14 protein-coding genes are annotated in these 12,264 nt (G+C 73.4%); 6 read left to right on the top strand and 8 right to left on the bottom strand.

Annotated features, from left to right (window positions below; all coding sequences use genetic code 11):
* Positions 1-38 precede the first annotated feature (38 nt).
* Complete coding sequence (locus RMN56_RS25755) at positions 39-674, bottom strand: maleylpyruvate isomerase family mycothiol-dependent enzyme (protein ID WP_313720152.1); 636 nt, start codon at positions 672-674, stop codon at positions 39-41.
* Between the two features lie 44 nt (positions 675-718).
* Complete coding sequence (locus tag RMN56_RS25750) at positions 719-1,471, bottom strand: dienelactone hydrolase family protein (RefSeq protein WP_313720150.1); 753 nt, start codon at positions 1,469-1,471, stop codon at positions 719-721.
* Positions 1,472-1,599: 128 nt separating this feature from the next.
* Between RMN56_RS25750 and RMN56_RS25745 the strand changes: the two genes are divergently transcribed.
* The 4 genes from RMN56_RS25745 (at position 1,600) to RMN56_RS25730 (ending at position 3,549) form a co-directional block, all read left to right on the top strand.
* Complete coding sequence (locus RMN56_RS25745; protein WP_313720149.1) at positions 1,600-1,932, top strand: hypothetical protein; 333 nt, start codon at positions 1,600-1,602, stop codon at positions 1,930-1,932.
* A 126-nt stretch (positions 1,933-2,058) separates the two neighbouring features.
* Positions 2,059-2,763, top strand: a complete 705-nt coding sequence (locus RMN56_RS25740; protein WP_313720148.1) for a L,D-transpeptidase family protein — start codon at positions 2,059-2,061, stop codon at positions 2,761-2,763.
* A 101-nt stretch (positions 2,764-2,864) separates the two neighbouring features.
* Positions 2,865-3,263: a DUF2267 domain-containing protein gene (locus RMN56_RS25735; protein WP_313720146.1), complete on the top strand. Its 399-nt coding sequence runs from the start codon at positions 2,865-2,867 to the stop codon at positions 3,261-3,263.
* Between the two features lie 16 nt (positions 3,264-3,279).
* On the top strand, positions 3,280-3,549 hold the full coding sequence (locus RMN56_RS25730) for a hypothetical protein (protein WP_313720145.1): 270 nt from the start codon (positions 3,280-3,282) through the stop codon (positions 3,547-3,549).
* A 4-nt stretch (positions 3,550-3,553) separates the two neighbouring features.
* Here RMN56_RS25730 and RMN56_RS25725 read toward each other — a convergent pair whose 3' ends face one another.
* On the bottom strand, positions 3,554-4,483 hold the full coding sequence (locus tag RMN56_RS25725; RefSeq protein ID WP_313720144.1) for a diacylglycerol/lipid kinase family protein: 930 nt from the start codon (positions 4,481-4,483) through the stop codon (positions 3,554-3,556).
* A 60-nt stretch (positions 4,484-4,543) separates the two neighbouring features.
* The gene (locus tag RMN56_RS25720; RefSeq protein ID WP_313724859.1) at positions 4,544-5,767 is read right to left on the bottom strand and encodes a multidrug effflux MFS transporter; all 1,224 of its coding nucleotides are present in this window, start codon (positions 5,765-5,767) and stop codon (positions 4,544-4,546) included.
* A gap of 167 nt (positions 5,768-5,934) precedes the next feature.
* Here RMN56_RS25720 and RMN56_RS25715 point away from each other — a divergent pair, with 167 nt between their 5' ends.
* Both RMN56_RS25715 and RMN56_RS25710 read left to right on the top strand, forming a co-directional pair.
* The gene (locus tag RMN56_RS25715) at positions 5,935-6,699 is read left to right on the top strand and encodes a DUF427 domain-containing protein (RefSeq protein ID WP_313720143.1); all 765 of its coding nucleotides are present in this window, start codon (positions 5,935-5,937) and stop codon (positions 6,697-6,699) included.
* A 158-nt stretch (positions 6,700-6,857) separates the two neighbouring features.
* Positions 6,858-7,655 carry an alpha/beta fold hydrolase gene (locus tag RMN56_RS25710; RefSeq protein ID WP_313724858.1) on the top strand — a complete coding sequence of 266 codons (798 nt, stop codon included), beginning with the start codon at positions 6,858-6,860 and terminating at the stop codon, positions 7,653-7,655.
* A gap of 6 nt (positions 7,656-7,661) precedes the next feature.
* On the opposite strand, the gene RMN56_RS25705 is transcribed toward RMN56_RS25710, so the two are convergent.
* The 4 genes from RMN56_RS25705 to RMN56_RS25690 all read right to left on the bottom strand — a co-directional run bounded on the left by RMN56_RS25705 (position 7,662) and on the right by RMN56_RS25690 (position 12,202).
* On the bottom strand, positions 7,662-8,585 hold the full coding sequence (locus tag RMN56_RS25705; protein WP_313720142.1) for a carbohydrate ABC transporter permease: 924 nt from the start codon (positions 8,583-8,585) through the stop codon (positions 7,662-7,664).
* A complete protein-coding gene (locus RMN56_RS25700; protein ID WP_313720141.1) occupies positions 8,582-9,532 on the bottom strand; it encodes a carbohydrate ABC transporter permease in 951 nt (316 codons plus the stop codon). Before RMN56_RS25700 ends, RMN56_RS25705 begins: the two co-directional genes overlap by 4 nt.
* Positions 9,533-9,540: 8 nt before the next feature.
* Positions 9,541-10,893: a type 2 periplasmic-binding domain-containing protein gene (locus RMN56_RS25695; RefSeq protein ID WP_313720139.1), complete on the bottom strand. Its 1,353-nt coding sequence runs from the start codon at positions 10,891-10,893 to the stop codon at positions 9,541-9,543.
* Positions 10,894-11,044: 151 nt separating this feature from the next.
* Positions 11,045-12,202, bottom strand: coding sequence for a low temperature requirement protein A (locus RMN56_RS25690; protein ID WP_313720137.1), 1,158 nt, complete (start codon positions 12,200-12,202; stop codon positions 11,045-11,047).
* Between the last annotated feature and the right edge of the window lie 62 nt (positions 12,203-12,264).

The following is a 12,264-nucleotide window of genomic DNA, read 5'->3' as shown; positions in this document are numbered from 1 at the left end:
TGCGGCGCGGGTGCGCCGCCGGCCGGTTCTGCGCGTCGTCAGCCGGCCCAGCGGCCGGCCAGCACCGCGACGCCGTCACCGTCCAGTTCCGGCAGGGCCACCCGGCGACCGGTCAGCGTCAGCAGCATCGCCTCGCCGGTGCCCCGCACCACCGGCCCGGTCCCGGACGCCCAGCCCAGGTCGGTGGCCTCGAACCGCAGCCCGGCCACCCGGCGCCGGTCGACGAAGCCGACCGCCCGGCCACCGGCCAGGAAGTCCAGCGAGGTGCGCACCCGGTCGGGGTCCAGGTCGGCGGGGAGGCCGAGCGGCCGGCGGATGTCGAGCCCGTGCACCTGGAGGTCGGTGAGCTGGCCGAAGTATCCGACGACGGGCGGCCGGAACCGGTGCTCCGCGTGCTCGCGGAGGGCCGCGGCCAGCTCGGCGGCGGGTCTCCGGGCCACCTGCTGGGCCAGCCGCGCGTTGGCCACGTGCAGCCGGAAACCGGCGCGCAGCACCAGCGGCAGGAGCGTCCACGGTGACCCGACAAGCGGCGACACCAGGTGCCCGGCGACCTCCCGCACCGTCCACGAGCCGCAGAGGCTCGGGGTGTCCAGCTGCGCCGGAGTGAGCGAGTCGATCAGGTCGGCGGTCCGGCGCCGCTCGGCGGCGATCATCGGCAGCAGATCGGTGTCCACCGCACCATTCTGGCCGCCGGCCGCCACCCCGCCGGCGGCCGGGGTCAGCGCCGGAAGGTGCGGTCGAGCAGGTCGAACAGGGCGGCCCAGTGCCGCTCGGTGGCCGCCTCGTCGTACATCGGCGTGTCGGCCTGGGTGTAGCCGTGGCGAGCCCCGGCGTAGACCTCCGAGCGGTAGGTGACGCCGGCCGCGTCCAGGGCCTTCTCCAGGGTGGCGATCTGCTCGGCGGTCATCGACGGGTCCTGGTCGGCGTGGCCGAAGTACAGCTCGCCGGTGACCGCGCCGACACCCAGGTGCGGGCTGTCCGGGGCGTCGGTCACCACGCGCCCGGCGTGGAAGGCGGCCACCGCGGCGATCCGGTCCGGATGCGCCTCGGCGGCCCGCAGGGCGTTGGTGCCGCCCATGCAGTAGCCGGTGACGGCCGCGGGGCCGGGCGCGACGCCGGGCTGCGCGGCGAGGAAGTCCAGGTAGGCGGTGGTGTCCCGGGCGATGACGTCCGGAGTCAGCGCGCCGATCATCGGGGAGATCTTCTCGAACAGCTCGCCGCGCCGGTTCTCGTCGTGCAGGCCGGAGAGGTCGACCAGCGGGGCGCGGCCGAAGCGGTGGAACAGGTTCGGCACCAGCACCACGTAGCCGCGGGCGGCGATCGTCTCGGCCATCTCGGCCATCCTGGGCCGGAGCCCGAACGCGTCCATGAAGATCAGGACCGCCGGGAAGGGCCCGTCCCCGTCGGGTCGGGCGAGGAGGGCGTCCGCCACCCCGTCGCCGGTCGGCACGTCCACGGTCGTCGTCTGCACTGTCCGGACCTCCCTGCGCTGCGCGTTTCCGCGCTGCACGCTACCCCCGCCCCCGGCGGCCGGCACGGCGAGCCCTTCCACCGGGCTCCGCGACGGGGCATCCTGGGTGGATGGGAGAGGTGCGACCGATGCCCAGCTTCGGGGACCTGTTCACCGACCTGCGCGGCGAGGACCGGACGCTGCGGGTCAGCTACCACCCCGACCGTGGCGCCGTGGTGCTGTCGCTGTGGAGCGGCACGACGTGCCGCGGCTCGTTCCGGATGCCCGCCGACGACGTGGACCGGCTGGTCGCGCTGCTCACCGCCGTCCGCGCCGCCGGCGACGGGAGCGACCCGGCCGGGCCGGGAACGGTCGCCGTCGAGGGCGTGGCCCCGGAGCCGTCCGTCGAACGCACGGGCGACGTCTCGGGTACGGCCCGGCGCGTGGCCCTGCCGTCCCTGCCGGCGCCCCGGGTCGCCTGATCGGGCCGGAACCGGACGAAGGCGCAGACTTTTCCCCTTCCGCGAACTACCTTCCGGGTAGGAGTTCGGAAGGGAGGGACGATGATTCCCGTCTCGTCACACACCAGGCGCCACCGCCATCCCGCCGTGTTCGGGACGGCCCTCCTGGTCGCCGCCGGCCTGGCCGGCGCGGCCGGCCCGGCCACCGCCGCCCCGGCGTCGGCCGCCCCGGCCGCGTCGGCCGCCCCGGTCACCGCCACGGCCGTCACGCTCGCCGCCACCAGCAGGCCGACCCTGCGGCAGGGCTCCCGGGGCGCCGCGGTCACCACGCTGCAGGCGCGGCTCACCGCCCTGCGCTACGACGTGGGCGGGGTGGACGGCATCTTCGGGCCGTCCACGCACCACGCGGTCGTCGCCTTCCAGAAGGTCAACGGCCTGGCCCGCGACGGCATCGTGGGGCCGCGCACCTGGGCGGCGCTCGACCGTCCGGTCGTCCCGAAACCGAAGTACACCCACCCCGGCTACTCGGTGGAGGCCAACCTCGCCCGGCAGGTGGTCTACCTGGCCAGGAACGGGGTGGTGGTCCGCATCCTGGACGCCTCCAGCGGCAAGGCCAGCACCCCCACGCCGACCGGCAACTGGACGGTGCAGCGGCGCATCGACGGCTGGCGGCAGAGCGACCTCGGCCTGCTGTGGCGGCCGAACTACTTCTACCGGGGCTACGCGGTGCACGGCGCCACCTCCGTGCCCACCTACCCGGCCAGCCACGGGTGCGTCCGGGTGCCCGTCCCCGCGATGGACCGGCTCTGGGCCACCATCCGCATCGGCACGCCGGTGCACGTCTACCGCTGACGGTCGGTCGACGGCGGCCCCGGTGCGCCGGGGCCGCCGGATCGTTTGCGGCGGCGGAGCGCGGGAAGACGGCATCTTCCAGCCGAGAGGGAGGCGTCGAGGTGAACCAGGACGAGTTCATCGGCGCGGTGGCGAAGCGCTGCGGCATGTCGTCGGAGCAGGCCACGGCCGTCACGAGAGCCACGTTGACCACACTGGCGGAACGGATCGACGGCGGGGAGGCCCGGGACCTGGCCGACCGGCTCCCCGAGGCGCTGCGGGCGTACGCGTTCGGCGGCAGCGAGACCGGCGAGCGGTTCGGGCTCGACGCGTTCGTGGAGCGGGTCAGCGAGCGCGCCGACGTCGACGTGGACCGGGCCAAGGACGGGGTGACCGCCGTGTTCGACGTGCTCCGCGACGCCGTCGACCCCGCCGGCTACGAGGACGTGGTCGCCCAGCTTCCCACCGAGTACGGCGAGGTGGCCGACCAGACCGCGCCGTACGTCCAGCGCAGCCGGTGACGGGCCGGGGACCGCGATGAGCATCGGCGACGAGGATCCGCTGCGCCGGCCCCCGGAGGCCGACGCGCAGGAGCAGCGGCAGGACGAGACGGTGGTCGGCCCGCCGGACACGATCGCGGACGCGGTGCCCGAGGCGACCGAGGCGGACCTGGCCGAGCAGGGCGTGCTGGTCCCGCCCAGCGACGCCACCGGCCTGCCCGACGCGGTGCGCGGCGACCTCACGGCCGCCGACGCGGTGGAGCAGAACCAGGAGATCCCGACCCCGGACGAGGACCGCCGGGACTGACCGTTCAGTGGTCCGGGCTGTCCGCCGCGGCCATGAGGCGCAGCGCGTTCGGGTCGAGCCCGATGCGCACCGGCGTCTGACCGTAGGGCTCGCCGTCGACCTCGATCCGCGCGGGCCGGTCCGTCTCCAGCCAGAGCTGGCGGACCGCCAGGAACGGCTCGTCACCGAGGGTCCGGCGGTGCCCGGCGGCCGCGTTGCGCGCCGTCTCGCGCAGCAGGCCACGCCGGGTCGGCCCGCCCACCGGGTACGCGACCAGCAGCCGGTCGTCGGCGTTGGCGTCCGCGGTGATCGGCCGGCCGGCGTGGAAGCCGCCGTTGGCGACGTACACCTGGTGGGTGTCGAAGCCGTGCTCCCGCCCCTCGGCGCGCACGGTGACCCGCAGCGGCCGGTGCCGGGCCAGCAGCCCCAGCGCGGTCAGCGGGTACGCGAGTCGCCCGACCACCCGTTTCAGCCGGGGCGGCGCGGTCAGCATGATGTCGGCCGACAGCCCGATCCCGACGTGGTTGGTGAACCGGGTGTCGCCGATGAGCCCCAGGTCGACGTCGATCACCTTGCCGTCGGTGAACAGGCCGACGGCGGCGTCGAGGTCGAGCGGGACGCCGACGGTGCGGGCGAAGTTGTTGGTGGTGCCCAGCGGCAGGAGGCCCAGCGCCATGTCCCGGTGGGCGAGCAGCCGGGCGGCCGCGCCGATGGTGCCGTCACCGCCGCCCGCGACCAGCAGGTCCGGCCCGAGGTCGGCGGCCTCGGCGAGCACCCGGTCCAGCTCGCCGGGCCGGTGCACCGGATACGCGCCGAGCAGTGCGAAGCCCGCCGCGAGCAGTCGGGAGTGGACGGTGTCGTAGAGCCGCCGGCCCCGGCGGGAGTGCGCGTTGACGACCAGCGCCGCCCGCCGCCGCTCCCGGATCGCCGCCCCCAGCTCCTGCTTGGTCCGCACGGTCCCGACCCTATCCGTCGGCCCGCCGCCGCAGTGGCAACGGCGGGCCGCCGCTCGGGGTCAGTGCACGGCGACGGCGACCGCAGCCGGCTCGATCTCGGCCAGGCGCGCCGGCCGGACCACGGTGAGCAGCACGACCAGGGCCACCGCCATGCCACCGGCGACCACCGCGGCCATCGCCACGCTGCCGGTGCCGAGCACCCCCACCAGCGGAGCGGCGAGCGCGCCGACGCCGAACTGGACGGCGCCCAGCAACGCGGCGGCGGTGCCGGCCGCCTCGCCGTGCCGGGACAGCGCCAGGGCCGGCGCGTTCGGCATGGCGAGTCCGGCCGCGGCGAGCACCACCCAGAGGGAGGCCAGCACGGCCGGCAGGCCGCCGACGCCGGTGGCGGCGAAGCTCACCAGCACCAGCCCGGCCCCGGTGCCGACGGTGAGCGCGGCGACCAGGATCCGCTGCGGGGTGTACCGGCGCAGCAGTCGCACGTTGAGCTGGGTGGCGGTGATGAGCCCGACCGCGCCGGCGCCGAACGCCAGCCCGAACTGCTGCTCGTCCAGCCCGTACCGCTGCTGGAAGACGAACGACGACCCGGCCACGTACGCGAACAGCGCCGCCATGGCGAGCCCGGCGACCAGCACGAGTCCGACGAACGTCCGGTCCCGCAGCAGCGCACGGTAGTCCCGGCCGACGGCGGCGACGCCGCCGTGCCGGCGGCGCTCCGGCGGCAGGGTCTCCCGGAGCCCGACCGCCGCGACCACGACCAGCAGGAGCCCGAAGACGGCGAGGGCCACGAACACGCCCCGCCAGTCCGACCAGCGGAGCAGCGCGGAGCCGAGGGTGGGCGCGAGGATCGGCGCCGCGCCCATCACCAGCATGAGCCGGGAGAACAGCCGGGCGAAGGCGGCGCCGCTGAACAGGTCGCGGACCACGGCCATCGCGACCACCGAGGTGGCCGCCACGCCCAGCCCCTGGAGCACCCGGAGCACGCCCACCACCTGGACGGTCGGCGCGACCACGCAGAGCAGCGAGGCCAGGATGTGCAGCGCGATCCCGGCGAGCAGCGGCAGGCGCCGGCCCACCGCGTCGGAGAGCGGGCCGATCAGCAGTTGACCGAGGGCCAGCCCGGCGAGGGTGCCGGTGAGGGTGAGCTGCACGGCCGCCGAGGTGGTCTCCAGGTCGGCGGTGATGGCGGGCAGCGCGGGCAGGTACATGTCGATGGTCAGCGGCCCGATCGCGATGAGTGAGCCGAGCACCAGCACGAGGCGCAGCTGCTGCCCGCGGCTCATCAGGTCACCGGGTGTCTCGACGGTCGGGGCGGGTGTGGACTGCGCAGTGGTCACACCTGGCAGCAAATCCCCGACGGCCGATCTCATTCCCGCCGCCACCGAAGGTGCCCCAGGTCACATCGGCTCGTTGAACCGTCCGCCGCACATTTTCACCGGGAGGAGACACCGTGTCCGACTACCCGCGGCCGGCCGCCGAGGTCGGCCGGATCGAGCCGGCGCCCCGCCGGATCCGCGCCTTCCTGGCCGGCGAGCTGGTGCTGGACACCACCCGCGCCCGGTACGTCTGGGAGTGGCCGCCCTATCCGCAGTACTACGTGCCGGCGGCCGACGTGCGCCCGGGCCTGCTGGTCGACGAGGGACGCACCGAGGAGACCCGGCGTGGCGCCGCGCGGCTGCACGGACTGCGGGTCGGCGAGGTCACCCGGGCCGGCTGCGCCCGGTGGTACGGCGCCGACGCGCCGCCCGGGCTGGCGGACACGATCCGCTTCGACTGGTCGGCGCTGGACGCCTGGTTCGAGGAGGACGAGGAGGTCTTCGTGCACCCGCGCAGCCCGTACTCCCGGGTGGACGCGCTGCGCTCCACCCGGCACGTCCGGGTCGAACTGGACGGGACGGTGCTGGCCGAGTCGACCTCGCCGGTGCTGGTCTTCGAGACCGGCCTGCCGACCCGCTACTACCTGAGCCGCACGGACGTGCGCTTCCGACACCTGGTGCCGTCGCAGACCCGGACGGCCTGCCCGTACAAGGGCCGCACCAGCGGCTACTGGTCGGTGCGCGCCGGGGACCGGGTCCACCCGGACCTGGCCTGGTCGTACGACTTCCCCACCGCGGCACTGCTGCCGATCGCCGGGCTGGTGGCCTTCTACAACGAGAAGGTCGACCTGGTCGTGGACGGGGAACGCCTCGCCCGGCCGCGGACGCACTTCTCCTGACCCGGCGCGGCGGGGCAGCGAGGGGCCGCTCCGGCTGCATAGGGTGAGGCCGCAGTCGTGACCTCGCGGCCGGTGCCGTCGGGGTCCACCCGCCACCATCCCCGGACGGGAGGAGCGCCACCGTGACCGCCACCGACTGGACCACCGACGCCGCGGGCATCGGCCAATACGCCGAGGTCAACGGCATCAACCTCTACTACGAGACGCACGGCACCGGGCACCCGCTGATCCTGTTGCACGGCGGGCTCGGGTCGGGCGAGATGTTCGGGCCGGTGCTGCCCGCGCTGGCCGCCCGGCACCAGGTCATCGCCGTCGACCTGCAGGGTCACGGCCGCACCGCCGACGTCGACCGCCCGCTCGACCTGCGGACGATGGGCGACGACATCGCCGCGCTCATCGACCACCTCGGGCTGGACCGGCCCGACCTGGTGGGCTACTCGCTCGGCGGCGGGGTGGCGCTGCGCGCCGCCGTGGCCCACCCGGAGAAGCTCGGCCGGCTCGTCGCGGCGTCCGCGCACGTCCGGTCGGACGCCATCTACGCCGAGATGCGCGCGCAGCAGGGCCAGGTGACCGGCGCCGCCGCGGAGTTCATGAAGGACACCCCGATGTACCAGCTCTACCAGCGGGTGGCGCCGCGCCCGGAGGACTTCCCCCGGCTGCTCGACAAGATCGGCGCGCTGATGGCGGAGGACTTCGACCTCACCGAGGAGGTCCGCAACCTGCGGGTGCCGACGCTGATCGTCGCCGCCGACGCCGACATGGCGCCGCCGAGCCACTACGTGGAGGTCTTCAAGCTGCTCGACGGCGGCCTGCGCGACGGCGGCTGGGGGAACGAGGGCCGGCCCAAGGGTGGGCACGCGCTGGCCATCCTGCCCGGGCTGACCCACTACAGCATCTTCAGCTCGCCGCTGTTCGCCGCGGTCACCCTCGCGTTCCTCGACGAACCGGCGGGCTGAGGTCGGTCATCCCTTGCGGCCGGTGGTGGCGATGCCCTCCACGAAGTGCCGCTGGGCCAGGAAGAACAGAACGATCATGGGTACGGTGGCGATCACGCTGCCGGCGAGGACGATCTCCCACTGCTGCTCGCCGCCGTACCCGAACCGGTCGAGGATCACCTTGAGCCCGCGGGGCAGGGTGTAGAGCTGCTCGTTGCGCAGGTAGATGAGCGGCTTGATCAGGTCCGTCCAGCTCGCCTTGAACTCGAAGACGAACGCCACCAGCAGCGCCGGGCGGATCAGCGGGAAGGCCATCCGCCAGAACAGCTGCGGGTAGCTCGCCCCGTCCACCCGGGCCGCCTCGAAGTACTCCCGGGGCAGGGACAGGAAGAACTGCCGCAGCAGGAAGATGTAGAACGCCGAGCCGAAGAGGTTGCCGGCCCAGAGCGGCACCTGGGTGTCGATGAAGCCGAGGCGGTTCCAGATCAGGTAGGTCGGGATCATGGTGACCGCGAACGGCAGCATCATGGTGGCGAGTACCAGGCCGAAGAGCAGGTTCCGGCCGGGGAAGCGGAAGTACGCGAACCCGAACGCCACCCAGGCGCTGGACAGCGTCGCCGCGGCGGCCGCCGCCACACCGACGACCACGCTGTTGAACAGCCAGGTGAGCAGCGGCATGGCCTGCCAGGCCTCGGCGTAGTTGTCCGGGGCGAACGGCGTGGGCAGGAAGCCGGGGGCGAAGACGTACTCCCGGGGGCGCAGCGAGGCACTGACCAGCCAGACGAACGGCAGCATGAAGATCACCGCCGCGCCCACCAGGGCGACGACGAACAGGATCCGCTGCCAGCGCGGCCGCCCGCTCTCGTCCTCGGCGGCCGGCCGGGGCGCCGCCACCGGCGCCACCACCGTGCTCGTGACGCCGGTGCCCACCGGCTGACTCGTCGTGGTCACCGGTCCTCCCCCTCGTAGTAGACGAACCGGTTGCTCAGCTTCACCTGCACGGCCGTGATGATCAGGATGATCAGGAAGAGCAGCCAGGCCATCGCCGAGGCGAAGCCCATGTGCAGGAACTGGAACGCCTGCTGGAACAGATAGATCACGTAGAACGAGGCCGCGTCGCTGTCGAACGAGTTCTGGGTCTGCCGGTTCCCGAAGTACATGGTGTAGACCTCGGTGAACATCTGCAGCGAGGCGATGGTGTTGACGATCAACGTGAAGAAGAGCGACCCGGAGATCATCGGCAGGGTCACGTGGCGGAACCGCGCCCACGCGCCGGCCCCGTCGAGGTCGGCGGCCTCGTACAGGTCCCGGGGTACGTTCTGCAACGCGGCCAGGTAGATGATCACCGTGGAGCCGAGGCTCCAGAGGCTCATCAGCACGATCCCGGGCATCACCCAGTCCGGGTCGGTGGTCCAGCTCGGACCGTCGATCCCGAGCAGCGCCAGGCCGCGGTTGATCAGGCCGTCCTGGGTGTTGAGCAGCAGCAGGAAGAGGATGCCGACCGCCACCGCCGGGGTCATCACCGGCAGGTAGAACACGGTACGGAAGAAGCCCTGCCAGCGGCCGACCCGCTTGAGCAGCAGCGCCAGCCCCAGCGAGATCAGCATCACCAGCGGCACGTGCAGCGCCGTGTAGTAGACGGTGTTGCCGAGGCTGCGGGCCACCTGGGGGTCCGACACGAGCTGCCGGTAGTTGTCCAGCCCGCTCCAGCGCGGCGCGTTGATGACGTCGTACTCGGTGAAGCTGAGCCAGAGGCTCGCGACCATCGGGCCGGCGGTGAGCACCAGGAACCCGACGATCCAGGGCGCCAGGAAGACGTACGCCCAGCGGGCCTCCCGCCGGGCCAGCGGCGTGCGGCGCCGCCGGCCCGGGACGGAAGGGGTGACGGTGGTGGCCATGGCGGGGCTCAGCCCGCGGCCTTGTCCAGCGCGGCGGTCGCCTCCTGCTGGGCCCGGGCCAGCGCCTCGGCCGGCTGCGCCTGGCCGGAGAGCACCCGGTTCACCGCGTCGGTCCAGGCCTTGTCGAACTCGGCGCCGGCCGGCGAAGCGGGGATGGCGAACGCGGTGTCCTGGGCCGCCCGGATGGTGGCCACCGCGTCGTCGAAGCGCTTGTTGCCGGTCGGCCGGTACAGCTCGTCGAAGATCTTCTTGTCGGCGGCGGTGTTGCCGGTCCAGACGCCGGTGAACGGCAGGTTGGCGGCCTTGCGCGCCTCGGCCCGCGCCTTGGCGGCGGCGAACCACGTGTCGGTGGCGGTCATCTGCTTGACGAAGGCGCAGGCCGCCTCCGGGTTCTTCGCCCCCTTGGTGAGCACCCAAGCCTGGCCGGAGGACATGGTCAGCGGCTTGCCCTGCCGGTCCACGAAGGGCTTCACCACCAGCTCGGCCTTGGGGCTGTTCTTGGCGGCCTGGTTGAGGAACCAGTCCTCCATGGGCCACGCGGCGATCTGGTTCTTGGCGAGCGGGTTCTCGGCGCCGAAGAAGTCGAACGTGTCCCGGAAGGACTTGAACTTGCCCCAACCGCCCTGGTCCTGGATGAGCTTGATGCCGGTGGTCAGCGCCTCGACCACCTTCGGGTCGGTCAGGTTGGCCTTGGCGCCGTCCGCCGAGATCATCTCGGCGCCGTCGGCCTTGGCCCACATCGGCAGGAACTCCGGGATCTTCGGGTCGATGCCGATCCGGCTGAGCCGCCCGCCGGAGACCTTGGTGAGCTTCGTGTTGACCGCCGGGAGGCTCGCCCAGTCGGCGAGGTTCACGTCGTCAGCGGTGAGGCCGGCCTGCTTGAGCACCGTCTCGTTGAGGTAGAGCACCCGCACCTGGGAGAACTCGGGGATGCCGTAGACCGTGCCGTCGAGGGTGACCTGGTCCTTGGCGGCCTGCCGGTACTGCCCCATGTCGATCTGCTGCTTCTCGACGCAGTCGGTCAGTGGCTGGATCGAGCCGCGCTTGGCGTACGTGCCGATCAGCTTGCGGTCCATGTACACGAGGTCCGGCGGATTGCCCGAGGCCACCGCGGAGAGGAACTGCTGTTCGTCGAAGGCGCCCTCGGTGATGCTCAGCTGGACGTCCGGGTGGTCCTTCTTGAAGGCGTCCACCCGCGTCTTGGCGATCTCGTCCGAGAAACCGAATCCCATGGTGCTCAGGGCGCCGCTGCCCTTGCTGCTGCCGCCGCCGGAGTCGCCCCCGCCGCCCACTCCGCCGCAGCCGCTCATCGCCAGGGTCAGCGCCCCGGCCAACGCGGTCGCCCGCAGTCTCCGTGACATGGCCACCTCCCGTAGTCACGCGGGCCACCCTGCCCGCGCGACCTGCACTTCTCCGGTTCGCGGGAATTTCAAACCCGGGCGGAGAAGTCGTTGATCAACCGGTACCGGCCGCCGTCCGGTGGCGGCTCCGCGCGGCCGGAGCGGCGGTACGTCAGGAGTCGGCGGACGGGACGCGCCGCCCGGACAGCCGCTCGACGGCGACCGCGGTGAGCAGGAGCAGGCCGAGCACGCCGAGCGCCGCAGCGGGCGGCAGCAGCACACCGAGTGGGAGCAGGAGCGCGACCAGCACGACGACGGCCGGCTGCGCCGGCGGGACCGGCTGCCCGGTGAGCCGCAGGAAGAGCAGCCGGCCGCCCAGGAAGAGCGCGGCGCCCCCGTGCAGCGCGACCGAGGCGGACCAGGTCAGCCTGGTGGCGCCGCCGTGCTCGTCGCCGCCGTGCACCCCGGCGACGAGGCCGAGCACCTGCTCGACGCCGAGGGCCAGGTAGATGACCCCGGTGATCAGCAGCAGGTGGGTCTGGCTGTAGGCGTCCGAGGCGATCCGGTCCCGCCGGTCCCCCGTCGCCGCGGCGAGGACGCGGGCGGCGGCCGGCCCGGCCCGGTCGAAGTACAGCCACCACAGGCAGGCGGTGACCACGAAGCCGATCAGCGCCACGCCGAGGACCGGCAGCGCGGTCACCGCCGACGCGGCGCCCACCCCGGCGGCGACCAGCGACTCACCGAGCGCGATGATCAGCACCAGGCCGTGCCGCTCGGTGAAGTGGCTGGCGCTGCGCAGCGGCCAGGTGCCACGGCGCGCGTACGACAGACGTTGCCCGCCGATCTCGATGACGAAGGCCATCACCCACAGCACCGCGTGCGCCGTCCCGCTCAGCAGCGCGCCGAGCAGCAGCGGCACCCAACCGACGGCGCTGACCGCCGCGAAGAACCGGATCCGCGCCCGCAGCCCCGGCACACCGGCCGCCGCCCAGTGGTAGAGCCCCAGGTGGACGACGCGGAGCACCACGTAGGCGAGCGCGACGAGCAGCGGCCCGTCCAGGCCCGGGCCCGGTGTCCAGGCCTCCGGCATGGCCAGCGCCGCCACGAACAGCGCCGCCATCGCGATCAGGAACCCGCCGCGGACCACGCCGACCTCGGCCCGCGTGTGGTTGCCCAACCAGGTGTACGAGGACCAGGCGATCCAGAGCAGCACGAGCAGGATCAGCCCCTGCACCATGGTGGTCGGGGTGGGCCGCTGCCCGATCAGCGACATGATGCGGGTGAGGGCGAAGACGAAGACGAGGTCGAAGAAGATCTCGAACGGCGTCACCCGGCGCCCGGCCGGCGCCGGAGCGGGCGGGCGTGGCCAGACCGGACCTCGCCGTTCCCCGT

The organism is Micromonospora halotolerans (genome assembly GCF_032108445.1).
Taxonomy (GTDB): Bacteria; Actinomycetota; Actinomycetes; order Mycobacteriales; family Micromonosporaceae; genus Micromonospora; species Micromonospora halotolerans.
Note: the sequence above shows the minus strand (reverse complement) of the source record. Positions and strands in the feature narration are given on the sequence as shown.